Below are 25,360 nucleotides of genomic sequence, written 5' to 3'. Positions count from 1 at the left end.
TGGAGCGCACGTCTATACAGCCCCGCGCTCCTGAAGACCGGGCCCGGTGAGGTGGGCCTGCACCACGGGCGCCACTCTCCCGATGATCTGCTCGGGGTCCGCCGACGCCAGCGGCTCGACCTTGATCACGTACCGGAGCATCGCGATGCCCACCAGCTGGGCGGCGGCCAGCTCGGCCCGCAGTTCCGCGTCCGGGACGTCCAGGCGGTCGGCGATGCGACGCAGGACCTGGGTGGCGACGATGCGGCGGAAGACGGCGGCGGCGGCCTCGTTGTTCACGGCGGAGCGGACGATCGCGAGCAGGGGCACACGGGTCGCCGGGTTCTCCCAGACGCTGAAGAAGAACCTGGCGAGCCGCTCGCCGACACCGTCGAGGGGGCCTTCCTCGACCATCCGGGGCGCGTCCATCGCCGGGGCGAAGGAGAGCGTGATGGCCGCCTCGAACACCTGGTCCTTGGTGCCGAAGTAGTGGTGCACGAGCGCCGAGTCCACCCCGGCGGCCTTGGCGATGCCGCGTACGGACGTCTTGTCGTAGCCGCGCTCGGAGAACTCCTCGCGGGCCGCGGCGAGGATGCGGTCGCGGGCGGCGGGGGTGTCGGCCGACTCCGTACGGGAGGGCCGGCCCCGGCGGCGGGGGGTGGCCGAGGTCACGGCCGGGGCACCCGCACGGCGGAGGCGAGGTGCAGCCGGGTGAAGGCGAGGGCCTCCGCCAGGTCGGCCTCGCGCTCGGCGGCGGACATGGCGCGGCGGGTGTTGACCTCGATCACGACGTGGCCGTCGAAACCTGTCCGGGCGAGACGTTCCAGCAGTTCGGCGCAGGGCTGGCTGCCGCGGCCCGGCACGAGGTGCTCGTCCTTGGCCGACCCCTTGCCGTCCGCCATGTGCACATGGCCCAGACGGTCGCCCATGCGGTCGACCATCTCCAGGGCGTCGGTGCGGGAGGTCGCGGAGTGGCTGAGGTCGATCGTGAAGTGCCGGTAGTCGTCCTTCGTGACGTCCCAGTCGGGGGCGTACGCGAGCATCTCGCGGTCGCGGTAGCGCCAGGGGTACATGTTCTCGACGGCGAACCGCACGTCCGTCTCGCCCGCCATGCGCCAGATCCCGGTGACGAAGTCACGTGCGTACTGACGCTGCCAGCGGAACGGGGGGTGCACGACGACCGTGCTGGCGCCGAGCTTCTCGGCGGCCGCCTGGGCGCGCTGGAGCTTGACCCACGGGTCGGTGGACCACACCCGCTGGGTGATCAGCAGGCAGGGGGCGTGTACGGCGAGGATCGGGATCTGGTGGTAGTCGGAGAGGCGGCGCAGGGCCTCCAGGTCCTGGCTGACCGGGTCGGTCCAGACCATGACCTCCACGCCGTCGTAGCCCAGGCGCGCGGCGATCTCGAAGGCCGTGGCCGTCGACTCCGGGTACACGGAGGCCGTGGACAGGGCGACCTTCGCATCCGGAATCCGTACGACGTCTGCCACGCGGGACAGCCTAACGGGGTGGGTTTGGTCGTGTGGGCCTGGGTCTGGTTCTCGGCCGGGGGCGGAGGGCCCTCGCCTGTGCGCCGTTGGGGGTACTCAGGAGGGCGGCTGCGGGTCCGGTGGGGACCGGCTGCGGGTCCGGTGGCGGCTGGTCGCGCAGATCCCCGCGCCCCTGAGAAGCAGGGGCTGCGCCCCCTGCTTCTCAGGGGCGCGGGGGGACAACCAACACGCCCACCCCGCCGCCTACGCCGTACCCATGTGATCGAGCCGCCGCAGGATCACGCCCTCCCGAAGCGCCCACGGGCAGATCTCCAGCGTCTCCACCTCGAAGAGGTCCATCGCGGCCTCCGCCACCAGCGCGCCCGCGAGGAGCTGGTTGGCGCGGCCCTCGGAGACGCCGGGGAGAGCCGCGCGTTGGGCGGTGGTCATGCCGGCGAGCTTGGGCACCCAGGACTCCAGGGCCTCGCGCTTGAGGTCGCGCTGGACGTAGAGCCCGTCGGTGGAGCGGGCGGCGCCGCCGATGCGGGCGAGCTGCTTGAAGGTCTTGGAGGTGGCGACGACGTGGTCGGGGGCGCCGAAGCGGCTGAACTCGCCGACCGTACGGGCGATCTGGGCCCGGACATGGCGGCGCAGGGCGCGGATGTCGTCGGGGGTGGCCGGATCGCGGGGGAGCCAGCCGGCGGTGAGGCGGCCGGCGCCGAGGGGCAGCGAGGCGGCGGCGTCGGGCTCCTCGTCTATGCCGTAGGCGATCTCCAGGGAGCCGCCGCCGATGTCGAGGACGAGGAGCTTGCCGGCCGACCAGCCGAACCAGCGGCGGACGGCCAGGAAGGTCAGCCGGGCCTCCTCGGCGCCGGTGAGAACCTGCAGCTCGACGCCGGTCTCGTCCTTCACCCGGGCGAGGACGTCGTCGGCGTTGCTGGCCTCGCGCACCGCGGAGGTGGCGAACGGGAGCAGCTCCTCGACACCCTTGTCCTCGGCGGCCTGGAGCGCCTCGTGGACGACGGCTATGAGTTTGTCGACCCCTTCGGGATCTATGGCCCCGGCCTCGTCGAGGAGTTGGGCAAGGCGTAGCTCCACCTTGTGCGAGTGCGCGGGCAGGGGGCGCGCGCCCGGGTGTGCGTCCACCACCAGCAGATGCACCGTGTTCGATCCCACGTCGAGGACACCGAGTCTCATGGGCGGAACGCTACTGCCAGCCGAGCCGTGCACCGTCCTCGATCCGGTCTCCGGCGCCGTACCCTGGACGGGTGCCAAAGACGAAAAAGGCAAAGGCTGACAAGTCGGCAGCGGGAGCGGCCGCGGCCGACGGCTCTTCGCGGGCGAAGGCGGCGACCAGGCCACCGAAGCCGACGAAGGGCTCGGCGGAGTCCACCGCGCCGGACGAGAAGGGGCTCGATTTCGCGCGCGCGTGGGTGGAGTTCCCTGATCCGGCGGACGACGAGCAGGTCTTCCGCTGCGATCTGACATGGCTGACCTCCCGCTGGAACTGCATCTTCGGCAGCGGCTGCCAGGGCATCCAGGCGGGTCGCGCGGCCGACGGGTGCTGCACCCTCGGTGCCCACTTCTCGGACGAGGACGACGAGAAGCGCGTCGCCGGACATGTGGCGAGGCTCACTCCGGAGATCTGGCAGTTCCACGACGTGGGCACCAAGACCGGCTGGGTCTCCAAGGACGAGGACGGCGATCGCCAGACCCGCCCGTACAAGGGGTCGTGCATCTTCCAGAACCGGCCGGGATTCGCCGGGGGCGCCGGCTGCTCGCTGCACATCCTGGCGCTCCAGGAGGGCCGCGAGCCGCTGGAGACCAAGCCGGACGTCTGCTGGCAGCTGCCGGTCCGACGCACGTACGACTGGATCGACCGGCCCGACGACACGCGGGTGCTCCAGGTGTCGATCGGCGAGTACGACCGCCGCGGCTGGGGTCCGGGCGGGCATGACCTGCACTGGTGGTGCACGTCGGCGACCTCGGCGCACGGCGCGGGCGACCCGGTGTACGTCTCGTACCGGCCGGAGTTGATCGAGCTGATGGGCAAGGCGGGGTACGACCGTCTGGTCGAGCTGTGCGAGCAGCGCCTGGCGTCCAGGCTGCCGCTGGTGGCTCCGCATCCGGCGGATCCGGTCGGGCCGTAGGCGAACGAGGGTCTTCACCTCGGCCGTAGGCGAACCAAGGTCTCGGCCTGGCCGTAGACGAACCAAGGTCTTTCACCTGGCCGTAGACGAACCAAGGTCTTCGCCTCCCCGCCGTGCCTACGCGGCCGGCGGGGGGTCGCCTCCGCCGTCGCTCGGCGGCGGGGTCGGGCCCGGCGGGTCCGTGGGGGCCTGGTCGGTGGGTGTCGGCGTCGGGTCGGGCTGTGCCGGGCCGGTGGGCGTGGGCTCCGGATCGGGTGCCGGGGGCGGGGCGGTGGGCCTCGGCGGGTCCGGGGCCGGTGGGGTCGGCCGGGAGTCGACCGGTGGCGTCGGCACCGGACCGTAGCCCTCGATCGTCACCACGGCCCCCGACGGAGCCAGCGACACCTGCGCCGTCCAGTACCCGGCGGGCTCGCTCAGCTGGTCGACGTACACCTTGATCGTCGCGGACTCGCCGGGTTCCAGGGTGCCCGAGGAGCGGCTGAGGTAGAGCCAGTCGGCGCCGGTGCGGGCGGACCAGCGGACGGGTGAGTCGCCGGTCGCCTTCAGGGTGATGAGCGTGGTGTCACCGTCGTTCGCGGCGGCGACGGCGAGCGTGCCCCGCCCCTTGCCCTGGATGACCTCCACGGACACGTCGTCCGCCGCGTGTTTCCCCTTGCCCGGGCGGGCGCCGGGCCTGGTGCGAGCGCTCGCGGCGTTCTCGTAGGCGTCGCCGCTGCCGTCTCCGACGGTGCCGTCGCCCTGCTCCTCGCCCGCGCTGACCGAACGGCCGTCGCCGCCCTCGCCGATGAGGGGGGCGGCCCGGTAGGCGGCCCAGAGGGCGAAGACCGGCGCGGCGACCACGGTGGCCACGACGGTCGTCGTGACGGCACGCGCGCGCAGCCGGTCCCGGCGGGCCGCGTGGTCCCTCGGGTCCATGGGGAAACCCCGCCGGTCGAAGCGCGGGGCGCCGCCACGCGCGCGCGTGAAGTGCGCCCTCGCGGGCGCCAGGGCCGCACGCGGTGCTTCGAGCACGGGCAGCGCGGCGGGCGTGACGCTGGTGCCGGGCCAGCGGCCGGGGACGGCGCGCTCGGCGGCGCGGCGGCAGACGGGGCAGTCGTCGACGTGCCGGACGAGTTCGCGGCGCAGGGTGGCGCTCAGGACGAGCTGCTGATCGCCGGTGAGGCGGGCGACGCTCGGACAGGCGCCGGTCTCGACGACGGCGAGGGCCGCCCTGGTGCGCTCCACCTCGCAGGCGGCGGAGGCGAGCAACTCGCGCGCGGCGGCCGGGTCCATCCCCAGCACGTCGGCGACCTCGTGCGCGGTGAGCTGGTGCCGCACGGCCAGCTCCAGCGCCTCGCGCTGCTCGGGAGTGGTGCCGGCGGCCTCCGGCCAGGCGAGCAGGGCCAGTTCACGTCTGCGCCGCCGCTCCTCGTCCTCGGGGAGGGCGGCGGAGCCGGCGGCGGTCTTCGCGGCGCGCGGTTTCTCGGTCCCATCGCCGTGTGCGGGTGGGCGGGCGGAGGCATGCGGGGCCGGACGTTTCCGCCGGACCTCGGCGAGCCTGCGCAGGCAGGCCCACCGGGCCAGCGCGTACAGCCGGGCCCGGCGGTCGTCGGCCTCGTCGGGGCCCCGGCGGCGCTCGGCGAGCGCGAGCACGTCCGCGAGAGCCGCGGTCGCCGCGTCGTGGTCGCACAGCACGGACATGCAGTAGGTGAACAGGCCGTCCAGGTACGGCTCGTAGCGCGCCGGCGGGCGCTGCGCCACCGCGTGCGCCGCCGCCCGATCGCGCGCCTCGCGGTGCGCCCGGTGTGCGCCGGTGGTGCGGGTCGAGGCTTCCGGACTGATGCTCATCATTCATGGACGGTAGGCGCCCGGAACCAGCACCTTCCCACCCCTTCAGCACATTTACTCCGTATGGGTGAAACGATCCCTCATAAGGGGACGGGAACTCCTGCTTCCGGGGCCACCCTCTTTATGTTGTGCACTTTATTGACGACGACCACCAATCAGCCTACATTCCCAGGGGTCCAAGTTACCTTCAGGTACGCCGAGTCAGGAGCCCCACTCTCATGGCCGCACGCACCCCCCGCTCGTCCTCCACCCGCACGCTCGCCGCCCTGGCCGCGGCCGTCGTCCTCTCGCTGACCAGCGCCTCCGCCTCGACCGCCGCCCCCCAGGCGCCCGCGCCCGTCGCCGAGCGCCTCACCGGCACCCTCCCGGACGGCGCCACCTGGATCGCGGACGTCCCGGAGAACTGGAACGGCACCCTGATCGTCTTCAGCCACGGCTTCGGCGTCACGGTGCCCCAGAACGCCCCCCGTGAGGCCGTACGCCTGCGTCTCCTCGAAGAGGGCTACGCCCTCACCGGCTCCTCCTACGACGTCAGCGAGACCCTCTGGGCCCTGGAGAGCGCCGAGCGCGACCAGGTCGCCACCATCGCGGCGGTCACCGAGAAGATCGGCGAACCCACCCGCACCCTCTCCGTCGGGCAGTCCATGGGCGGTCTGGTCAACGCCCGGCTGGCCCGCTCCGGCGCCGGCGGGATCGACGGCGCCCTGGGCCTGTGCGGTCTCGTGGCCGGCGCCAACGACCTGCACACCTACCAGCTCGACGCCGAGTACACGATCGCCCGGCTCCTGCTCCCGGACACGCCGGTGAAACTGGTGGACTTCGCCTCCGAGGCCGAGGGCGCCGCGACCGGCCGGCAGCTCACCGACGCCGTCGTCGCCGCGCAGCAGACTCCCGAGGGCCGCGCCCGTATCGCCCTCGCCGCCGCCTACCTCAACCTGCCCACCTGGGCACCCGGCAAGGACCGCCCCGCCGACGGGGACTGGGAGGCGCAGCAGGCCCAGCAGTACGCGTGGCTCGCGCAGGGTGTCCTCAACCGCGTCGAACCCGCCCGCCACCACGTCGAGAAGGCCCTGGGCGGCAACAACTCCGGGAACAAGGGCGTCGACTACGCGCGCGTGCTCGCGAACTCGCAGCACGCGCCCCTGGTCAAGGCTCTGTACAAGAAGGCCGGCCTGAACCTGCGCGCCGATCTGCGGAACCTGACCTCCCACGCCGACATCGCCGCCGACCCGGCCGCCGTCGCGGCCGGCGAGCGCACCTCCTCCGCCGGACAGGGCCTCGCGGTCCCGCTCCTGGACATCCACACCGTCGCGGACGACCTCGTCCCCGTCGAACAGGAGTCCCGCTTCGCCGCCCGCGTGCGCGCCTCCGGCGACGCCGCCCTCCTGCGCCAGGCCTACGTCGAACGCCAGGGCCACTGCACCTTCACCACCGCCGAGACCGTCGCCGCCCTCCACGCGCTGGAGTCCCGCCTCGACTCCGGCCGCTGGGGCGCCTCCGCGACCCCGGGCGCCCTGCAGACCGCCGCGCTCGCCCTCGGTCTCGACGGCGCGGCGTACGTGCCGTACCGGCCGGCGGAACTGACGATCGGACGCCGGAAGTAGGCAAGGGGGCGACCGCGCCCCGTCAGGGGCGCGGGGAACTGCGCGAGCAACCACGATCCACCCGAGGTCGCCGTACAAGAGCACACCCCCACGGCGGATAGGCACCTAGACGGCCAACAGGCACCCCCGAAGCCCCCGGCCCACCCCCGAACCCGGCCGACCGCCGGAGGCTGTCGGTGGGCTCCGTTACGGTTCGTGCATGGCCACCCGTACGAAGACCGCGAAGGACCGTCCGTCCTACCGCTGCACAGAGTGCGGCTGGCAGACGGCCAAGTGGCTCGGCCGCTGCCCCGAATGCCAGGCGTGGGGCACGGTCGAGGAGTACGGAACGCCCGCCGTCCGTACGACGGCCCCCGGCCGGGTCACCACCTCCGCCGTCCCGATCGGCCAGGTCGACGGCCGCCAGGCCACCGCCCGCACCACCGGAGTCCCGGAGCTCGACCGGGTCCTGGGCGGCGGCCTGGTCCCCGGCGCCGTCGTCCTCCTCGCCGGCGAACCAGGCGTGGGCAAGTCCACCCTCCTCCTCGACGTCGCCGCCAAGGCCGCCGACGCCGAACACCCGACCCTCTATGTCACGGGCGAGGAGTCCGCCAGCCAGGTCCGCCTGAGGGCCGACCGCATCCACGCCCTCCACGACCATCTGTACCTCGCCGCCGAGACCGACCTCGCCGCCGTACTCGGCCACTTGGACGCGGTGAAGCCGTCCCTCCTGATCCTCGACTCGGTCCAGACGATCGCCTCCCCCGAGATCGACGGGGCCCCCGGCGGCATGGCCCAGGTCCGCGAGGTCGCCGGCGCCCTCATCCGCGCGTCCAAGGAGCGCGGAATGTCGACGCTCCTCGTGGGACACGTCACAAAGGACGGGGCCATCGCGGGCCCGCGTCTCCTCGAACACCTCGTCGACGTCGTCCTGCACTTCGAGGGGGACCGCCACGCCCGCCTCCGCCTGGTCCGCGGCGTCAAGAACCGCTACGGCGCCACGGACGAGGTCGGCTGCTTCGAACTGCACGACGAGGGCATCACCGGTCTCACCGACCCCAGCGGCCTCTTCCTCACCCGCCGCGACGAACCGGTCCCCGGCACCTGCCTGACCGTGACCCTGGAGGGCCGACGTCCCCTGGTCGCGGAAGTGCAGTCGCTCACAGTCGACTCGCAACTCCCCTCCCCCCGGCGCACGACCTCCGGTCTGGAGACCTCCCGGGTCTCGATGATGCTCGCGGTCCTGGAGCAGCGCGGCCGTATCAGCGCCCTCGGCAAGCGGGACATCTACTCGGCGACGGTCGGCGGAGTGAAGCTCTCGGAGCCCGCCGCGGACCTCGCGATCGCCCTGGCCCTGGCCTCCGCGGCGACCGACACCCCCCTGCCCAAGAACCTCGTGGCGATCGGCGAAGTGGGCCTCGCGGGCGAGGTCAGAAGGGTCACCGGGGTCCAGCGCCGCCTGTCCGAAGCACACCGTCTCGGCTTCACGCACGCGCTCGTTCCGTCCGATCCCGGGAAGGTTCCTCCCGGTATGAAGGTCCTGGAAGTGGCCGACATGGGAGACGCGCTCCGGGTACTGCCCCGATCCCGTCGGCGAGAGGCCCCACGGGACGAGGAGGACCGCCGGTAGACTTTGCCCAGGTCTCGCCCGTCCGTACGAACCACATGTGCGAAACGGGAGCGTTCCAGAACCTGCGACCGGAGGAGTGCAGTGGCAGCCAACGACCGGGCAGCAGCTCCCGGAAAGTCCGGCGGGAGCTCCGGTGCCGATGGCCTGATGCGCGCCTCACTGAGCGCCGTGGCACCAGGCACGGCCCTGCGCGACGGGCTTGAGCGGATTCTCCGCGGCAACACGGGCGGGCTCATCGTGCTCGGATTCGACAAGACCGTGGAGCCGATGTGCACCGGCGGTTTCGTCCTGGATGTCGAGTTCACGGCCACGCGCCTGCGTGAGTTGTGCAAGCTCGACGGCGGCATCGTCCTGTCCTCGGACCTCTCCAAGATCCTCCGGGCGGGCGTCCAACTGGTCCCCGACCCGACGATCCCCACCGAGGAGACGGGCACCCGGCACCGTACGGCCGACCGCGTGAGCAAGCAGGTCGGCTTCCCGGTCGTCTCGGTCTCCCAGTCGATGCGCCTGGTCGCGCTGTACGTCGACGGCCACCGGCGCGTCCTGGAGGACTCCGCGGCGATCCTGTCCCGCGCGAACCAGGCCCTGGCGACCCTTGAGCGGTACAAGCTCCGCCTGGACGAGGTGGCGGGCACCCTCTCGGCGCTGGAGATCGAGGACCTGGTGACGGTCCGGGACGTCTCGGCGGTCGCCCAGCGGCTGGAGATGGTCCGGCGCATCGCCACCGAAATCGCTGAATACGTGGTCGAACTGGGCACGGACGGCCGCCTCCTGGCCCTCCAGCTCGACGAACTGATCGCAGGCGTCGAACCGGAGCGCGAACTGGTGGTCAGGGACTACGTCCCCGAGCCGACGGCCAAACGCTCCCGCACGGTCGACGAGGCCCTGCGCGAACTCGACGCCCTCACCCACGCGGAGCTCCTCGAACTCCCCACCGTCGCCCGCGCCCTCGGCTACACCGGATCCCCGGAGGGCATGGACTCCGCGGTCTCCCCGCGCGGCTACCGCCTGCTGGCCAAGGTCCCCCGCCTGCCTGGCGCCATCATCGACCGCCTCGTCGAACACTTCGGCGGCCTCCAGAAACTCCTCGCCGCCAGCGTCGACGACCTCCAGACGGTCGACGGAGTGGGCGAGGCCCGCGCCCGCAGCGTCCGCGAGGGCCTGTCACGCCTGGCGGAGTCGTCCATCCTGGAACGTTACGTCTGACCACCACTGCCCGGCCCGACTCGGACACACGCGGCCCGTCCGAACGCGGCCGGCCTCGGACACACGCAGCCCGCTCGGCCGGCCTCGACACACGCAGCCCGCTCGGGCGTCCGCCGACCTCGGGCTCGATCAGCTCGTTCGGCGTTCGAGGGCGAGGCCGACCCGTCCGGCATTCGCGAGCGAGGCCGACCCGCCCGGCATTCGCCACCCGTCCGGCGTTCGCAAGCGAGGCCGACCCGTTCGGCGTTCGAGGACGAGGCCGACCCGTCCGGCATTCGCGAGCGAGGCCGACAGCCGGCAGCAGGTCTGGGGGCGCAGCCCCCAGAGGGCCCGCGCAGAGGCGCGGGGTCGAAGGGGCAGCGCCCCTGGGGATGGGAAGGGCAGCGGCGGCGGGGGCGAAGAGAATCCCGGCCGGACTCCGACCGTCAGTCCTTCTCCAGCACGAACGACGTCCGGGCCGTGGCCAGCCCCGGCGCCTTCGCCTCCACGAGGTACGTCCCGGCGGTGGCCGAACCCGCCGACGGAGTCGCGCAGTTGGGCGCGCTGGGGTCCCGGTTCCACTCCACGGTGTAGGTGACCCGGTCCCCGGCCGGCACCCTGAACAACAGGCTGCCCGCGGTCTCATGACAGTCGTCGGACGCCCAGAACGCATCGTCGTCATCGGCCGTGGTGATCGTCACCACCGTGTTGTCCGGCCCGAGATCGAGCTTGCAGTCACCACCGGAGGAGTTACGGGCAATGAGCTCGAACGTCGGGTTCACCCCGGGCTCGTAGGCGTTACGCACACTGCGCACGGTCAGCTTCACGGCCCCGGGAGTGCAGTTGGGCAGACTGGACCCCGCCGGAACCTGCTCACCGGAACTGCTCCCGTTCTTACCGCCGTCGTCCGACGTACCACCACCGGCGCCCGCGGACCCGGAGTCGGACCCGGAGTCGGAGCCGGAACCCGAGCCGGAGCCGGAACCCGAGCCGGAGCCCGAACCGTCGCCTCCCGTGCTCGATTCGTCGCCCGACTCGTCCCGCCCGCCCGGCGCTTCACTGATCGCGGGGCCGGACCCGGACGGCCCGGGAGTGATCGAGGTCGCGGGATTCTTTCCGTCGGGCTCGCCCGCGTCGTTCCCGCTGTTCCCGCCGCCGGTGACGACCCACACCACCAGGATCGCGAGCAGGCCGACGAGGGTCAGCAGAATGGCCCTCCGTCGCCAGTAGATGGTGGAGGGAAGCGGCCCGATCGGATTGCGCAGAGATCCCACGGCGCAAACTGTACGAGAGATCCGGCACTTCCCCGGCCCCACCCGCCGCCCGAAACCGCATCTTTTCCGGATCATCATTCCGGTCGTTCCCACCACCGGCCCGACCAGGCGGCACATGATCGCGGTGCGTGATCGTAACGCCCGGACGGCCACCCTCCGTGACCGATCGGCGCCGGGCGAGCAGCATGAACTCCCCAGCCTCACAGAGCCGTTCACGGAACACGTGCACGAGATCCCCGCACGGCCACCACGCCCGGGACGAGCTCCTCGTCCCGGACGGCTCCGCTCACCGTCTCCCTGTCCCCACCTGCCACAATCGTTCCCACCACCGAAGCGCGTCGGAGGACCTGGAGAAGACGATGGACGGATCCGTGGAGGCCGGCGTCACCGCACCGGCATCGAGGCCGTTGCGGAAGCTGGGGTTTCTGACCATCGGGCTGTTCGACGAGGCCGACCCACGCCGGGGCCACGAGTCGACGCTGGAGATCATCGAGCTGGGCGAACGGCTCGGCTTCGACAGCGCGTGGCTCCGCCACCGTCATCTGCAGTACGGCATCTCCTCCCCCGTCGCCGTCCTGGCGGCGGCCTCGCAGCGCACCAGCCGTATCGAACTGGGCACCGCCGTCATCCCGTTGGGCTGGGAGAACCCGCTACGGCTCGCCGAGGACCTGGCCACGGTCGACCTCCTCTCCGGCGGCCGGCTCAACCCGGGGATCAGCGTCGGGCCGCCGATGCACTACGACACCGTCAAGGCGGCGCTCTACCCGGACACCGCCGACGCGGAGGACTTCAGCTTCGAACGGGTCCGGCGGCTCCTCGGCTTCGTCCGGGGCGAGGCGGCCAGCGACTTCAGCGGCACCGAGGGGTTCGAGGCCACGCGGCGGCAGCCGCATATCGAGTACAGCTCCGAACGGGTGCAGCCGCACTCCCCCGGGCTGGGTGGCCGTATGTGGTACGGCGGCGGCAGCCTCCGGTCGGCGCGGTGGGCCGCCGAGAACGGCATGAACTTCCTGACCAGCAGCGTGGTGAAGGCGGAGGGGCCAAAGTCGGCGTCCGGCTCCGGGACCGTGGACTTCGCCGGTGTCCAGCTCTCCCACATCCGGGAGTTCCGGGCGCATCACCCCGACGGGGAGCGGGCCCGGGTCTCGCAGGGGCTCGTCGTCATCCCCACCGACTCGGCGACGCCGGAGCAGCGTGCCAAGTACGAGGCGTACGCGACGCAGCGGTTGCCCCGGACCCCCGCGCCGCAGGGGCCGGGACGGCTGCTCTTCGCGCCGGACCTGGTGGGCACGTCCGCCGAGATCGCCGGACGACTGCGTGCCCACGCCGCCTTCCGTGAGGTCGACGAGGTCGCCTTCGCGCTGCCGTTCACCTTCGAGCACGAGGACTACGTCCAGATCCTGACCGACATCGCGACGAAGCTGGGGCCGGAACTGGGGTGGCGCTCCGCTGGGTGAGACCGCACGCGTAAGGGCTCGGGGGTACCTGTGCGTCGGCGGGTGCGGGTGGTTCGTGGTTGCTCGCGCAGTTCCCCACGTCCCTCAAAAGCGGGGGGCTGCGCCCCCTGCTGCCCGGCCCTCGGAGGCCGTGCCCTTCCGCGGCCCGGCCGGCCCCCAGCCACCCACGACCGACCAACCCACCCCAGACACCCCCCGCCAGAACCCACCCCCACCCACCCCCGCATGGCAGGATCGACCGTGCCATGACTGCACCCACGAAGCCTCAGAACAGCCCTGCCGACGCAACCCCGACCGCACTGCACACCCCGGTGATCGCCTGGTTCGAGACGCATGCCCGTGACCTGCCCTGGCGGCGGACGGAGGCCGGGCCGTGGGGGGTGATGGTCAGCGAGTTCATGCTGCAGCAGACGCCGGTCAACCGTGTACTGCCCGTCTACGAGCAGTGGTTGGCGCGCTGGCCCCGTCCGGCGGACCTCGCGAAGGAGCCGCCGGGTGAGGCGGTGCGCGCGTGGGGCCGGCTCGGGTATCCGCGTCGCGCGCTGCGGCTGCACGGCGCGGCGGTGGCCATAACGGAACGGCACGGCGGGGACGTACCGCGGGAGCACGCGCAGTTGCTCGCGCTGCCGGGGATCGGCGAGTACACGGCCGCGGCGGTGGCGTCGTTCGCCTACGGGCAGCGGCACGCCGTCCTCGACACGAACGTGCGGCGCGTCTTCGCCCGCGCGGTCGGCGGCACCCAGTACCCGCCGAACGCGACCACGGCCGCCGAACGGAAACTGGCCCGCACCCTGCTGCCCGAGGACGACGGTACGGCCTCCCGCTGGGCGGCCGCGTCGATGGAGCTGGGCGCGCTGGTGTGCACGGCGAAGAACGAGACGTGCCAGCGCTGCCCGATCGCCGGGCAGTGCGCGTGGCGGCTGGCCGGGAAGCCCCCGCACGAGGGTCCGGCGCGGCGCGGTCAGACGTACGCCGGTACCGACCGTCAGGTCCGCGGCAAGCTGCTGGCCGTACTGAGGGACGCGATCGCGCCTGTGCCGCAGGCGGTCCTCGACCGGGTCTGGGACGAGCCGGTACAGCGCGCCCGCGCCCTCGACGGGCTGGTCTCCGACGGTCTGGTGGAACCCCTCCCGGGCGGCCTCTACCGCCTTCCCCTCACCTGACCGCCACCGCACCCCACGTCACACCCCCACGTCACAGGCCCCGCATCGCCGAGGCCTCACCGCAACACAGCCTTCACTCGCGCCCGACGGGGTAAATCGGCACATTCTCTCCCCAAAGCCCGGACCGCTTTACCCCGTTCCTCCTTCTGTTACACAACCGACGGACAGCCGAGCGTTCTCCGCAGGCTGTCTCGGACGTCACCGTGACAACCCCTCCGTAGCTTCATTGGCGTACCGCAGGAACCCGCGAAACGAACCAGCGGATCCGGCGGGACGGGCGACACGCACAGCGGATCGCACCAGCGGGACGAAGCGGCGGACAGCCGGCACCGCGCGGACAGCGCGGACGTCGGAAACGGGGAACGGAGGCGGTTGATCATGGCGCACGGCGAGGTGCTCGAATTCGAGGAGTACGTCCGTACCCGGCAGGACGCGCTGCTGCGCAGCGCCCGCCGGCTGGTGCCGGACCCGGTGGACGCCCAGGATCTGCTGCAGACGGCGCTGGCACGGACGTACGGCCGCTGGGACGGCATCGCGGACAAGCGGCTGGCGGACGCCTATCTGCGCCGGGTCATGATCAACACGCGGACGGAGTGGTGGCGGGCCCGGAAGCTGGACGAGGTCCCGACCGAGCAGCTGCCCGACGCCTGCGTCGACGACTCCACCGAGCAGCACGCGGACCGCGCCCTCCTCATGGACATCATGAAGGTCCTGGCTCCCAAGCAGCGCAGTGTCGTGGTGCTGCGACACTGGGAGCAGATGTCCACGGAGGAGACGGCCGCCGCCCTCGGTATGTCGGCCGGCACGGTCAAGAGCACGCTGCACCGTGCGCTGGCCCGGCTCCGCGAGGAGCTGGAGTCGCGGGACGTCGAAGAGCGCGCCGCCCGCGTGCTCGAAGCGAGCGAGGAGCAGGAGCGTTGCGCGGCCTGAGCACAGCGGCCGGCCCGGGGCCAGGGGCCAGGCATTCCCCGAAGGCGGTGATCACGGCGGTGGCCGTGCTCACCGCCCTCGGCCTTTCCCTCTCCGCCTGCGGCACGGGCGGCACCGGCGCCCGCGACGAGGGACCGGCGGACAACGACTCCCTCGCGGCGGGCGCGGCCTCGCCGTCCGTCTCCGCGTCCGCCGACGCCGACGGTGACGGCGATCACCCGAGTGTCGACGAGGTCGTACGCATGGTCCGCGCGGACCCGGAGGTCAGCCGGACCGTGAAGAGCGACCTGAAGCCGTGCGTGGCCGACGAGTACCCGGTGGACGTGACGTACGGGGACCTGACCGGGAGTTCGGCCGACGACCTCGTTGTCAATGTGATGACCTGTGCGGACGCCGTCGGCGTGGCCTCGTACGTGTACCGCTCGGAGAAGGGGGAGTACCGGAGCGTCTTCCTCTCCGAACAGCCCCCCGTCTACGCGGAGATCGACCGGGGCGACCTCCTGGTCACCCGGCAGCTGTACGAGAATGGCGACCCGTCCTCCTACCCGTCCAGCGAGGAAGTCACGACCTACCGTTGGATCAAGGACGGCTTCGTACAGCGCTCCAGCACGCGCACCGAGTACAGCAGCGCGGTGGGCGGCGCGGAGTCGGCGACCCCCGAGCCGAGCTGAGACCGATGCCGCACACCGACGCCGACCATCGCCATCGAACACGAACGACCCTGGCCGGTACCGACCGGTCCTGACCGACCCCGACCGAGAGCGAGCGAGATCACCGGATGGCAGAGCAGACCCATGTCCTGTTCGTCGAGGACGACGACGTGATCCGCGAGGCCACCCAGCTCGCACTGGAGCGGGACGGCTTCGCGGTCACGGCCATGCCCGACGGGCTGTCGGGGCTGGAGGCGTTCCGCGCGGACCGGCCCGACATCGCGCTCCTCGACGTCATGGTCCCGGGCCTCGACGGGGTCTCTCTGTGCCGCCGCATCCGTGACGAGTCGACCGTCCCCGTGATCATGCTCTCCGCGCGCGCGGACTCCATCGACGTGGTGCTGGGCCTGGAGGCGGGTGCCGACGACTACGTGACCAAGCCGTTCGACGGTGCCGTCCTGGTCGCCCGGATCCGCGCGGTGCTGCGCCGCTTCGGGCACGCGACCGGCGGCGACGGCAGGGCCGAGGAGGCCGGGGCCGCGAGCACCGGCGGGGTCCTCACCTTCGGCGAACTGGTGATCGACACCGAGGGCATGGAGGTACGGAAGTCCGGGGAGCCGGTGGCGCTGACGCCGACCGAGATGCGGCTGCTCCTCGAGTTCTCGTCCGCCCCCGGCACGGTCCTCTCCCGCGACAAGCTGCTCGAACGCGTGTGGGACTACGGCTGGGGCGGCGACACCCGGGTCGTCGACGTCCACGTCCAGCGGCTCCGCACGAAGATCGGCCAGGACCGCATCGAGACGGTCCGCGGCTTCGGCTACAAGCTCAAGGCCTGAGCGGGCGGGGCGGCATGGACATGAGGAGGACACGAGGGGGGCGGGAGCGGGGACCGGGCGCCGCCCCGAGCCGGACCGGCGCGGGGCTCGCCTCGGGCATCCGTACCGGCCTGCGGTGGCAGTTGAGCGCCGCGATCGCGCTGGTCGGCGCGCTGGTGGCGGTCGCGCTGAGCCTGGTCGTGCACAACGCGGCGCGGGTGTCGATGCTCGACAACTCACGCGACCTCGCCGACGAGCGCATCCAGGTCGCCCAGCGCATGTACGAGTCGGGCCGCCCGCTGAAGTCCGGCGCCTTCGGGGTGAAAATCGACGACCCCGACATCCCGAAGGACCTGCTGGCCAGGGTCGGGGAGGGCCGCCGGGCCACGTACGTCTCCGAGGGCGAGAACGGGGTGCCCGACATCTGGGCGGCGGTCCCGCTGAAGGACAAGCGCGTCCTCTCCCTGCACACCGACTTCACCGACCACAGCTCCGCGGTGATGCGTGACCTCGACCAGGCCCTGCTCATCGGCTCGATCGCGGTCGTCTTCGGCGGCTCGGCCCTCGGTGTGCTCATCGGCGGCCAGATGTCCCGCCGGCTGCGCAAGGCGGCGGCCGCCGCGCACCAGGTGGCCAAGGGCGAGTCCGACGTACGGGTGCAGGACGCGATCGGCGGTGTCGTACGCGACGAGACCGCGGAGCTGGCGCGGGCCGTGGACGCCATGGCCGACACCCTGCGGCAGCGCATCGAGGCGGAGCGCCGGGTGACGGCGGACATCGCCCACGAGCTGCGTACACCGGTGACCGGCCTGCTCACGGCCGCGGAACTGCTGCCGCCGGGCCGCCCCTCCGAGCTGGTCCGCGACCGGGCCCAGGCGATGCGCACGCTCGTCGAGGACGTCCTGGAGGTGGCCCGCCTCGACGGGGCCTCCGAGCGGGCCGAGCTGCAGGACATCATGCTGGGCGAGTTCGTGGCCCGGCGGGTGGCGGCGAAGGACGCGGGGGTGCGGGTACAGGTCGTGCACGAGTCGGAGGTGACGACGGACCCCCGCCGCCTCGAACGCGTCCTGCTGAATCTGCTGGCCAACGCGGCGAAGCACGGCAAGCCGCCGATCGAGGTCTCCGTCGAGGGCCGCGTCATCCGTGTGCGCGACCATGGGCCCGGCTTCCCCGAGGACCTGCTCGCCGACGGCCCCCGCCGCTTCCGCACCGGCGCCTCCGACCGCGCCGGCCAGGGGCACGGCCTCGGCCTCACCATCGCCGCGGGTCAGGCGCGCGTGCTGGGCGCCCGCCTCACCTTCCGCAACGTCCGCCCGCCCGGCGCCCCGGACGACGTACCGTCCGAGGGCGCGGTCGCGGTGCTGTGGCTCCCGGAACACGCCCCGACGAGCACGGGCAGCTATCCGATGCTGCCGATGTGAGCCGGGGGTCGTGCGTCATCCGCGGGCGAGTGGGGGCTGGTCGCGCAGTTCCCCGCGCCCCTGAAGGGGATGCTCGGCCCTGCGCGCCTGAAAGACCCCGGCCCTGCGGGCCTTAAAAGCACGGGCGCAGCCCCTGCTTTTAAGGGGCGCGGGGAACTGCGCGAGCAACCACGACGCACCCGCACCCGCCAACGCACCGAACCCCCCGAGCTCTCCCGCGCGCTCAGGGGGTCAAAGGCACACGGCGTAATCAGATCGCCGCCGTCTCCCGAACCGCGGCCTCACCGGCGGAGCCCTCCGCAGAAGGCCCCCCGGCCCCCCGCAACGGCACCTCCTTCACGAACACAGCAGCCACCAGCGCCACCACGGACACAACCGCCCCCAGCAGAAACGCCGAGTGCGTCCCCGACGCGACCGCGTACTGGTACGCCTCCCGAGCGGCCTCCGGCAACTTCGCCAGGCTCGCCGCGTCGAGCTGCGCCGACTGCTCGGTCACCTTGGAACCCAGCGCCCCGGCCCGCTCGGCCATCACATCCTGCACGCGGCTGTTGAAGAGCGCCCCCATGATGGCGACGCCGAAGGACGACCCGAGCGTCCGGGCCAGCGTGGTGGTCGAGGAGGCGACCCCCATGTCCTTCATCTCGACGCTGTTCTGCGCGACCAGCATGGTGATCTGCATCAGACACCCCATACCGGCACCCAGCACGGCCATGAACACCCCGGACGTCACCCGGCTCGTACCGGTGTCCATCTGCGCCAGCAGGAACAGCCCCACGATCATCAGGACGCTCCCGACGATCGGGAAGACCTTGTAACGGCCGCTGCCCGTGGTCACCCGCCCGGCCACCATCGACACCGCGAGCATCGCCCCCAGCATCGGCAGCAGCAACAGCCCGGAGTTGGTCGCGGACGCGCCCTGCACGGACTGCTGGTACAGCGGCAGGAACAGCACCGCGCCGAACATCACGAAGCCGGTGAAGAACCCGATCAGGGACATCAGCGTGAAGTTCCGGCTGCGGAAGATGTGCAGCGGTATCACCGGCTCCGCCACCCGCTTCTGCACGAACAGGAACCCGACCAGCGAGGCCACCCCGAGCGCGATCAGCTCCATGATGACGGCCGACCCCCAGGCGTACTCGGTCCCGCCCCACGTAGTGACCAGCACGATCGCCGTGATGCCGACGGTCAGCAGGGCCGCGCCCAGGTAGTCGATGTTCCGTGCCGACCGCCCGTCCCGCGACGGCTTCGGCAGATGCAGTACGGCGCTCACAGCGACCAGCGCCACGACCCCGAGCGGCAGGTTGATGTAGAAGGACCAGCGCCAGCCCCAGTGGTCGGTGATGGACCCGCCCACCAGCGGCCCGGCGATCATGGCGAGGGCCATGACACCGGCCATCATCCCCTGGTACTTGCCCCGCTCCCGCGGCGGTATCAGGTCGCCGATGATCGCCATGACGCCGACCATCAGCCCGCCGGCGCCGAGTCCCTGCACCGCGCGGAACGCGATCAGCTGGCCCATGTCCTGGGCCATCCCGCTCAGCGCGGACCCGATCAGGAAGATCACGATCGAGGTCATGAAGACCCGCTTGCGACCGTAGAGGTCGCCGAGCTTGCCCCAGATCGGGGTGGAGGCGGCGGTCGCGAGCGTGTACGCGGTCACGACCCAGGAGAGGTGTTCCAGACCTCCCAGCTCGCCCACGATCGTAGGCATCGCGGTGCCGATGATCATGTTGTCGAGCATCGCCAGCAGCATGGCGATCATGAGCGCGAGCAGCACCACCCGCACACTGCGCGGCTGGGGCCCGTCCTTCTCGGCCCCACCGCTCACTTCGTTCTTCGTCTCCGCATCCATCGCGGTCCTCCACTCCCCCCGGAGCTCCGTGCACTTACTTGCCGACCGGCTAGTTGTCTACACTTAGGGAAGCTAGGTCCCTAACTAGCCGGGCGTCAAGTAAGTTCGACGGGCTTGGCCGAGGCTTGACCGGACCCGGGCCTTCCGTGACGGCGAGGAGTACGAGGATGAGCGACACGACGCAGGACGCGACGGACGCGACGACGAAGCGGCAGCGTCGCGGCAACACCCGTCAGCGCATCCAGGACGTCGCCCTCGAACTCTTCGCCGAACAGGGGTACGAGAAGACCTCACTGCGGGAGATCGCCGAACGCCTCGATGTGACGAAGGCGGCGCTGTACTACCACTTCAAGACCAAGGAAGACATCCTCATCGGCCTCTTCCAGGATCTGCAGCGCCCGATCGACGAGCTGATCGAATGGGCCGGCACCCAGCCGCGCACCCTCGACACCAAACAGGAGATCCTGCGTCGCTACAGCGTGGCCCTGGCCGACGTGGCCCCCTTGTTCCGCTTCATGCAGGAGAACCAGGCGACGGTACGCGAGCTGAGCGTCGGCGAGTCGTTCAAGGACCGCATGATCCGCCTGGTCGACACCATCAAGGAACCCGACGCCGCCCTGACCGACCAGGTCCGCTGCACGAGCGCCCTGTTCACCATGCACGCCGGCATGTTCGCCCTCCGGGACGTCGAAGGCGACCCCGAGGAGAAGCGCCAGGCGGTCCTGGAGGTCGCGATCGATCTGGTGACACAGGCACACGCCGGCACCCAGAGCCCCTGAAGGCCCCCGCAAAGCTCTTGAAGGCCCCGATATCCGGGTAAAACCTCAGAGCTTTCGGGAACCTCCCGGGCACTCGCACGAGGAGGCCCCCGTGGACGCCGACGAATACACCCGCATGACCGAGGAGGAACGCGCCGAGTTCCTGCGCGGCCGCCACGTCGTCGCCCTCGCCGTCACGGCGGCGGTGACAGTGGTGATGTTCCTGGTCATGCTCGTCCTCATCGACCACTACGGCGACACCCCGATGTGCGGCACGGGCCAGGACCACGGCCCGTGCTGACACGGCACGCCACACGCGACGGCCGTAGAGGGCTCGGACGGCTCAGACGGCTCGGCCACCGGCCCAGAGGGCTCAGATGGTGATGCCCTTGGTGCGCAGGAAGGCGACCGGGTCGACGGCGGAGCCGTAGCCGGCGGTCGTACGGATCTCGAAGTGCAGGTGGGGCCCGCTGGAGTTACCGGTGTTGCCGGAGAAGGCTATGCGCTGGCCCGTCTTGACGACCTGCCCGACCTTCACGCCGACCTTCGAGAGATGGGCGTACTGCGAGAACGTGCCGTTTCCGTGCTTGATGACGACCGCGTTGCCGTACGCGGGGCCGTCACCGGCGCCGTTGCCGCCGGCCTTCACGACGGTGCCGCCGTGCGCGGCGACGACCGTCGTACCGCTCTTGACGGCGAAGTCCTGCCCGCTGTGCTTGGCGGACCACATGTTGCCGGCCTGCGCGAACCGCGCGCTCAGCTTGTAGCCCTTCACCGGGCTGACCCAGGAGGTGGCCTTCTTGGCGGCGGCGGCCTGGACGGTGCCGGTGCTCGCGGCCTGCACGGCACCCGAGGCCTGAGCCCCACCGGCGGCGGCCGCGACCCCGGCCCCCAGCACACCCGAGACCCCCATCCCGACGGCCATCACGGCGGCGCGGACACGGAGCTGGGACGTACGGGTGCGGGAAGTGCGAACACGCTGCGACATGGAGTACCTCACGGAGGACGGAGACAAGGACTGTGCCTCGACGGACACGAATCCCACCCGGCGCATCTCTGCGACCGCCGAATGGGATAACCCTTGGTACCCCTACGCCTCGAAACCCCCCAAACGTGTGACCTACGACCGAACGTCGTACACACCCATAAATCCCCGCACTCCTTGACAGTCACCTACAAACACATCCCCACCTGCACCCCACCGCCCGAAACCCGCACCTCCCAACCTAAAAGTCCGTTTTGCCCCTCAAGTGGCATCCACTATTCCGCCTAGTACAGGGTGAGCATCCTGTGCGCCATGTCACCGGTCCCTGGATCGGAAAGCGGTGGAGTGTGACGCCGCCTACGAGGCCCACGTCACTCGAAACGCGGGGAAATGACCCCCTCCCGGCCGAACGCGACCCCAGGAGGGAATGGTGGAGGCGTCAGCGATAGACATACGCCTGTCGTCGAGCGCGATGACGCCGCTGATCAGAAAAGCCGTTCGTGGACGACGGGGCGGGGACGGGTCGGGTCGGGTCGACAGGGCGGTGAAGGATCGCCGTGCTCGTGTCCTTCTGACCGCGTCCCTCATCGGCACCGACGCCGCCGTCCCGGCCCTCGCCTGGTCCTGATACCGGTTCGCCACCCCGGCGGTACGCCAGGGAAGTCATCAGCCCTCTCCTGGAAGAAAGCCTCCATTTCACCGCCCACTCGACCTCGGTGCCGCCGAACTCGGAGCGGCGCCGCAGCCGGACGGGCCGTCGAATCTCGTGATGCGTGACAACCGGGTGCTCGGCGGCCTGGACTTCCTCTCGGGGCAGGACCGGATCAGGCTTCTGTGCGTCGGAGGCGGCACCCTCATCGGAAGGACCTGCGGCCGCCCACGGAACTCCCGCTCACCTGGCCGACATTGGACCGTCTGCCGGGTCCGGAAAGCCCGGCGCCCTGCATTCACTCGCGGCATCCACCACTTTGGACGCGCTCGACCTGGGTTTCCCGCTCCACACGGATTCCCTCGACGAAGCCCTTCCCCGGGGCCTACCGCCGGACTATCCACGATTCGGCAAGGGGGCTCTGCGGTTCACCGGACTACCCGGCCTCAGCCGTATGCACGCGGTGAAGCACCTCAGCCTCGCCAAGCTCCCGGAAAGGCTCGTCCCCGACGACTTCACGGAGATCTCCCGGATGCCCGCACTCACGGAATTGCGCGCCAACCGGGGCGCAACCGGTTGGGAAGCCGCGCCGGTGCTGCCGGGCATCACCGGTTTGCGGCTCGCCGACTTCTCCGGCACCGAAGACGTCTCGAAACTCCCCGGCCTCCTTCGGGACCTGCGCCGGGTCACCATTCATCTCGCGCCCGAGGTCACCGACGTACCCGAACACGTCCTCGAACTCCCCCGATGGCTCCCGTCGTCGAGAGGACCGCCACGGTTCTCCGAACCGGAGGCACGGCCGGAAGAACCGAAACCACGGCCGAAAGAACCACCGGAAATACAAAAGGGGCTGCCCCGGGACCGAAGTCCCGGGGCAGCCCCGCCCGCTCTCGCTCAGGCCGAGCGCAGCGGGTTACGCGTCCTTGCTGAGGTTCGGCCCCGCACCGCCGGCCGCCTGCTCGATCGGCGGGACGTCCGGCAGCGCCGACTTCTCCTCACCCCGGAAGGTGAAGGTGGCCGCGTCGCCCTCGCCCTCGGTGTCCACGACCACGATGTGGCCGGGGCGCAGCTCGCCGAAGAGGATCTTCTCGGAGAGGGTGTCCTCGACCTCGCGCTGGATGGTCCGGCGCAGCGGCCGGGCGCCCAGCACGGGGTCGTAACCCTTCTTGGACAGCAGCTCCTTGGCGGACTGGGAGAGCTCGAGGCCCATGTCCCGGTCCTTGAGGCGCTCGTCGACCTTGCCGATCATCAGGTCGACGATCTGCAGGATGTCCGCCTGCGTGAGCTGCGGGAAGACGACGACGTCGTCGACACGGTTGAGGAACTCGGGGCGGAAGTGCTGCTTGAGCTCGTCCGAGACCTTGTTCTTCATGCGCTCGTAGTTGGTCTTCTTGTCGCCCGAGGCCGCGAAGCCCAGGTTGAAGCCCTTGGAGATGTCCCGGGTGCCGAGGTTGGTCGTCATGATGATGACCGTGTTCTTGAAGTCCACGACCCGGCCCTGGGAGTCGGTCAGGCGACCGTCCTCCAGGATCTGCAGCAGCGAGTTGAAGATGTCCGGGTGGGCCTTCTCGACCTCGTCGAAGAGGACGACGGAGAACGGCTTGCGGCGGACCTTCTCGGTCAGCTGGCCGCCCTCCTCGTAGCCCACGTATCCGGGCGGGGAACCGAAGAGACGCGAGACCGTGTGCTTCTCGCTGAACTCCGACATGTCGAGGGAGATCAGCGCGTCCTCGTCACCGAAGAGGAACTCGGCGAGCGCCTTGGACAGCTCGGTCTTACCGACACCGGACGGGCCGGCGAAGATGAACGAACCACCGGGACGCTTCGGGTCCTTCAGACCGGCGCGCGTACGACGGATCGCCTTCGACAGCGCCTTGACGGCGTCGATCTGGCCGATGACCCGCTTGTGGAGCTCGTCCTCCATGCGCAGCAGACGCGAGGACTCCTCCTCGGTCAGCTTGAAGACCGGGATGCCGGTGGCGGTCGCGAGGACCTCGGCGATCAGCTCGCCGTCGACCTCGGCGACGACGTCCATGTCGCCGGCCTTCCACTCCTTCTCCCGCTTGGCCTTGGCGGCCAGGAGCTGCTTCTCCTTGTCGCGGAGGGAGGCGGCCTTCTCGAAGTCCTGCGAGTCGATCGCGGACTCCTTGTCCCGGCGGACACCGGCGATCTTCTCGTCGAACTCGCGGAGGTCCGGCGGCGCGGTCATCCGGCGGATGCGCATCCGGGAACCGGCCTCGTCGATCAGGTCGATCGCCTTGTCCGGCAGGAAGCGGTCCGAGATGTACCGGTCGGCGAGCGTCGCCGCCTGCACCAGGGCCTCGTCCGTGATGGACACGCGGTGGTGCGCCTCGTAGCGGTCCCGCAGGCCCTTGAGGATCTCGATGGTGTGCGGCAGCGACGGCTCCGCGACCTGGATGGGCTGGAAGCGGCGCTCCAGCGCGGCGTCCTTCTCCAGGTGCTTGCGGTACTCGTCGAGCGTGGTGGCACCGATGGTCTGCAGCTCACCACGGGCCAGCATCGGCTTCAGGATGCTCGCGGCGTCGATGGCGCCCTCGGCGGCACCCGCACCGACCAGCGTGTGCAGCTCGTCGATGAACAGGATGATGTCGCCGCGGGTGCGGATCTCCTTGAGGACCTTCTTCAGGCGCTCCTCGAAGTCACCGCGGTAGCGGGAGCCGGCGACCAGTGCGCCGAGGTCGAGGGTGTAGAGGTGCTTGTCCTTGAGGGTCTCGGGCACCTCGCCCTTGACGATGGCCTGGGCGAGGCCCTCGACGACGGCGGTCTTGCCGACGCCGGGCTCACCGATCAGGACCGGGTTGTTCTTCGTGCGGCGGGACAGCACCTGCATGACCCGCTCGATCTCCTTCTCGCGCCCGATGACCGGGTCGAGCTTGGACTCACGAGCGGCCTGGGTGAGGTTCCGGCCGAACTGGTCGAGGACCAGGGACGTCGAGGGGGTGCCCTCGGCGGGGCCGCCGGCGGTGGCGGTCTCCTTGCCCTGGTAACCGGAGAGCAGCTGGATGACCTGCTGCCGCACCCGGTTGAGATCTGCGCCCAGCTTGACCAGGACCTGGGCGGCGACGCCCTCGCCCTCACGGATCAGGCCGAGCAGGATGTGCTCCGTGCCGATGTAGTTGTGGCCCAGCTGAAGGGCCTCGCGGAGCGAGAGCTCCAGGACCTTCTTGGCACGGGGGGTGAAGGGGATGTGCCCGGACGGGGCCTGCTGCCCCTGCCCGATGATCTCCTCCACCTGCTGGCGGACCGCCTCGAGCGAAATCCCGAGGCTCTCCAGGGCCTTAGCGGCGACACCCTCACCCTCGTGGATCAGGCCCAGGAGGATGTGCTCGGTGCCGATGTAGTTGTGGTTGAGCATCCGGGCTTCTTCCTGAGCCAGGACGACAACCCGCCGCGCGCGGTCGGTGAACCTCTCGAACATCGTTAATCGCTCCTCAGAGCGGTCAGGCAGTTAGGGGACGCTCCCCTCTCTGTCCTTCCGCAGCTTAGTCCCGCAAGCGGGGACCGCTCATTCCAACTGCCGACACCGTCCGGTTCACCTCCGCTCTCGCGGAGACAGAAGTTA

At 71.0% G+C, this 25,360-nt stretch carries 20 protein-coding genes; 12 read left to right on the top strand and 8 right to left on the bottom strand.

Features of this window, described 5'->3' with window-relative positions:
- Nucleotides 1-12: 12 nt before the first annotated feature.
- The 3 genes from OG858_RS26830 to OG858_RS26820 form a co-directional block, all read right to left on the bottom strand.
- A complete protein-coding gene (locus tag OG858_RS26830; RefSeq protein ID WP_319065483.1) occupies nucleotides 13-651 on the bottom strand; it encodes a TetR/AcrR family transcriptional regulator in 639 nt (212 codons plus the stop codon).
- Nucleotides 648-1,469 carry a sugar phosphate isomerase/epimerase family protein gene (locus OG858_RS26825; protein WP_319065484.1) on the bottom strand — a complete coding sequence of 274 codons (822 nt, stop codon included), beginning with the start codon at nucleotides 1,467-1,469 and terminating at the stop codon, nucleotides 648-650. The genes OG858_RS26830 and OG858_RS26825 overlap by 4 nt, the downstream gene beginning before the upstream one ends.
- Nucleotides 1,470-1,712: 243 nt before the next feature.
- The gene (locus tag OG858_RS26820) at nucleotides 1,713-2,645 is read right to left on the bottom strand and encodes a Ppx/GppA phosphatase family protein (protein ID WP_086749169.1); all 933 of its coding nucleotides are present in this window, start codon (nucleotides 2,643-2,645) and stop codon (nucleotides 1,713-1,715) included.
- Nucleotides 2,646-2,716: 71 nt separating this feature from the next.
- Here OG858_RS26820 and OG858_RS26815 point away from each other — a divergent pair, with 71 nt between their 5' ends.
- Nucleotides 2,717-3,598 carry a hypothetical protein gene (locus tag OG858_RS26815; RefSeq protein ID WP_086749168.1) on the top strand — a complete coding sequence of 294 codons (882 nt, stop codon included), beginning with the start codon at nucleotides 2,717-2,719 and terminating at the stop codon, nucleotides 3,596-3,598.
- A 117-nt stretch (nucleotides 3,599-3,715) separates the two neighbouring features.
- On the opposite strand, the gene OG858_RS26810 is transcribed toward OG858_RS26815, so the two are convergent.
- The gene (locus tag OG858_RS26810) at nucleotides 3,716-5,428 is read right to left on the bottom strand and encodes a BACON domain-containing protein (RefSeq protein WP_328544343.1); all 1,713 of its coding nucleotides are present in this window, start codon (nucleotides 5,426-5,428) and stop codon (nucleotides 3,716-3,718) included.
- A 215-nt stretch (nucleotides 5,429-5,643) separates the two neighbouring features.
- Here OG858_RS26810 and OG858_RS26805 point away from each other — a divergent pair, with 215 nt between their 5' ends.
- The 3 genes from OG858_RS26805 (at nucleotide 5,644) to disA (ending at nucleotide 9,844) form a co-directional block, all read left to right on the top strand.
- A complete protein-coding gene (locus OG858_RS26805; RefSeq protein ID WP_086751016.1) occupies nucleotides 5,644-7,029 on the top strand; it encodes an alpha/beta hydrolase in 1,386 nt (461 codons plus the stop codon).
- Nucleotides 7,030-7,228: 199 nt separating this feature from the next.
- Nucleotides 7,229-8,638 (top strand): DNA repair protein RadA, encoded by a 1,410-nt coding sequence (gene radA / locus OG858_RS26800; protein WP_037702379.1) that lies wholly within the window; start codon nucleotides 7,229-7,231, stop codon nucleotides 8,636-8,638.
- Between the two features lie 81 nt (nucleotides 8,639-8,719).
- A complete protein-coding gene (gene disA, locus OG858_RS26795; RefSeq protein ID WP_037702381.1) occupies nucleotides 8,720-9,844 on the top strand; it encodes a DNA integrity scanning diadenylate cyclase DisA in 1,125 nt (374 codons plus the stop codon).
- A gap of 425 nt (nucleotides 9,845-10,269) precedes the next feature.
- Here disA and OG858_RS26790 read toward each other — a convergent pair whose 3' ends face one another.
- Nucleotides 10,270-11,097: a hypothetical protein gene (locus OG858_RS26790; protein ID WP_328544344.1), complete on the bottom strand. Its 828-nt coding sequence runs from the start codon at nucleotides 11,095-11,097 to the stop codon at nucleotides 10,270-10,272.
- Between the two features lie 359 nt (nucleotides 11,098-11,456).
- Here OG858_RS26790 and OG858_RS26785 point away from each other — a divergent pair, with 359 nt between their 5' ends.
- From OG858_RS26785 to cseC, 6 genes are all read left to right on the top strand, one after another.
- Nucleotides 11,457-12,554, top strand: a complete 1,098-nt coding sequence (locus OG858_RS26785; RefSeq protein ID WP_328544345.1) for an LLM class flavin-dependent oxidoreductase — start codon at nucleotides 11,457-11,459, stop codon at nucleotides 12,552-12,554.
- Between the two features lie 245 nt (nucleotides 12,555-12,799).
- Entirely contained in the window at nucleotides 12,800-13,717 is a 918-nt protein-coding gene (locus OG858_RS26780) for an HhH-GPD family protein (RefSeq protein ID WP_086754156.1), read from the top strand.
- Between the two features lie 378 nt (nucleotides 13,718-14,095).
- A complete protein-coding gene (locus tag OG858_RS26775) occupies nucleotides 14,096-14,647 on the top strand; it encodes a SigE family RNA polymerase sigma factor (RefSeq protein ID WP_086754158.1) in 552 nt (183 codons plus the stop codon).
- Nucleotides 14,635-15,318, top strand: coding sequence for a hypothetical protein (locus OG858_RS26770; RefSeq protein WP_319262529.1), 684 nt, complete (start codon nucleotides 14,635-14,637; stop codon nucleotides 15,316-15,318). The genes OG858_RS26775 and OG858_RS26770 overlap by 13 nt, the downstream gene beginning before the upstream one ends.
- A 107-nt stretch (nucleotides 15,319-15,425) precedes the next feature.
- Complete coding sequence (gene cseB / locus OG858_RS26765) at nucleotides 15,426-16,133, top strand: two-component system response regulator CseB (protein ID WP_319065486.1); 708 nt, start codon at nucleotides 15,426-15,428, stop codon at nucleotides 16,131-16,133.
- A gap of 14 nt (nucleotides 16,134-16,147) precedes the next feature.
- On the top strand, nucleotides 16,148-17,533 hold the full coding sequence (gene cseC, locus OG858_RS26760; RefSeq protein WP_319065487.1) for a two-component system sensor histidine kinase CseC: 1,386 nt from the start codon (nucleotides 16,148-16,150) through the stop codon (nucleotides 17,531-17,533).
- A 250-nt stretch (nucleotides 17,534-17,783) separates the two neighbouring features.
- Here the strand turns inward: cseC and OG858_RS26755 are convergent, their stop codons facing one another.
- Nucleotides 17,784-19,385 carry an MDR family MFS transporter gene (locus OG858_RS26755; protein WP_319262532.1) on the bottom strand — a complete coding sequence of 534 codons (1,602 nt, stop codon included), beginning with the start codon at nucleotides 19,383-19,385 and terminating at the stop codon, nucleotides 17,784-17,786.
- A gap of 167 nt (nucleotides 19,386-19,552) precedes the next feature.
- On the opposite strand from OG858_RS26755, the gene OG858_RS26750 reads away from it, so the two are divergent.
- Both OG858_RS26750 and OG858_RS26745 read left to right on the top strand, forming a co-directional pair.
- Nucleotides 19,553-20,164, top strand: a complete 612-nt coding sequence (locus OG858_RS26750; RefSeq protein WP_327744785.1) for a TetR/AcrR family transcriptional regulator — start codon at nucleotides 19,553-19,555, stop codon at nucleotides 20,162-20,164.
- Nucleotides 20,165-20,255: 91 nt separating this feature from the next.
- A complete protein-coding gene (locus OG858_RS26745) occupies nucleotides 20,256-20,444 on the top strand; it encodes a hypothetical protein (RefSeq protein ID WP_046705123.1) in 189 nt (62 codons plus the stop codon).
- Nucleotides 20,445-20,516: 72 nt separating this feature from the next.
- Here OG858_RS26745 and OG858_RS26740 read toward each other — a convergent pair whose 3' ends face one another.
- Both OG858_RS26740 and OG858_RS26735 read right to left on the bottom strand, forming a co-directional pair.
- The gene (locus OG858_RS26740; protein ID WP_179200786.1) at nucleotides 20,517-21,131 is read right to left on the bottom strand and encodes a M23 family metallopeptidase; all 615 of its coding nucleotides are present in this window, start codon (nucleotides 21,129-21,131) and stop codon (nucleotides 20,517-20,519) included.
- A gap of 1,559 nt (nucleotides 21,132-22,690) precedes the next feature.
- Nucleotides 22,691-25,216, bottom strand: a complete 2,526-nt coding sequence (locus OG858_RS26735; RefSeq protein WP_037702414.1) for an ATP-dependent Clp protease ATP-binding subunit — start codon at nucleotides 25,214-25,216, stop codon at nucleotides 22,691-22,693.
- Nucleotides 25,217-25,360: the final 144 nt, after the last annotated feature.

Source organism: Streptomyces europaeiscabiei (assembly GCF_036346855.1).
GTDB lineage: Bacteria > Actinomycetota > Actinomycetes > Streptomycetales > Streptomycetaceae > Streptomyces > Streptomyces europaeiscabiei.
Note: the sequence above shows the minus strand (reverse complement) of the source record. Positions and strands in the feature narration are given on the sequence as shown.

What these genes read in the sequence shown, in the direction of transcription:
- OG858_RS26820 (WP_086749169.1), bottom strand. Translation starts at nt 2,645, where the DNA reads ATGAGACTCGGTGTCCTCGACGTGGGATCGAACACGGTGCATCTGCTG.
- OG858_RS26810 (WP_328544343.1), bottom strand. Translation starts at nt 5,428, where the DNA reads ATGATGAGCATCAGTCCGGAAGCCTCGACCCGCACCACCGGCGCACAC.
- OG858_RS26805 (WP_086751016.1), top strand. Translation starts at nt 5,644, where the DNA reads ATGGCCGCACGCACCCCCCGCTCGTCCTCCACCCGCACGCTCGCCGCC.
- radA (WP_037702379.1), top strand. Translation starts at nt 7,229, where the DNA reads ATGGCCACCCGTACGAAGACCGCGAAGGACCGTCCGTCCTACCGCTGC.
- OG858_RS26785 (WP_328544345.1), top strand. Translation starts at nt 11,457, where the DNA reads ATGGACGGATCCGTGGAGGCCGGCGTCACCGCACCGGCATCGAGGCCG.
- OG858_RS26780 (WP_086754156.1), top strand. Translation starts at nt 12,800, where the DNA reads ATGACTGCACCCACGAAGCCTCAGAACAGCCCTGCCGACGCAACCCCG.
- OG858_RS26775 (WP_086754158.1), top strand. Translation starts at nt 14,096, where the DNA reads ATGGCGCACGGCGAGGTGCTCGAATTCGAGGAGTACGTCCGTACCCGG.
- cseB (WP_319065486.1), top strand. Translation starts at nt 15,426, where the DNA reads ATGGCAGAGCAGACCCATGTCCTGTTCGTCGAGGACGACGACGTGATC.
- cseC (WP_319065487.1), top strand. Translation starts at nt 16,148, where the DNA reads ATGGACATGAGGAGGACACGAGGGGGGCGGGAGCGGGGACCGGGCGCC.
- OG858_RS26755 (WP_319262532.1), bottom strand. Translation starts at nt 19,385, where the DNA reads ATGGATGCGGAGACGAAGAACGAAGTGAGCGGTGGGGCCGAGAAGGAC.
- OG858_RS26750 (WP_327744785.1), top strand. Translation starts at nt 19,553, where the DNA reads ATGAGCGACACGACGCAGGACGCGACGGACGCGACGACGAAGCGGCAG.
- OG858_RS26740 (WP_179200786.1), bottom strand. Translation starts at nt 21,131, where the DNA reads ATGTCGCAGCGTGTTCGCACTTCCCGCACCCGTACGTCCCAGCTCCGT.
- OG858_RS26735 (WP_037702414.1), bottom strand. Translation starts at nt 25,216, where the DNA reads ATGTTCGAGAGGTTCACCGACCGCGCGCGGCGGGTTGTCGTCCTGGCT.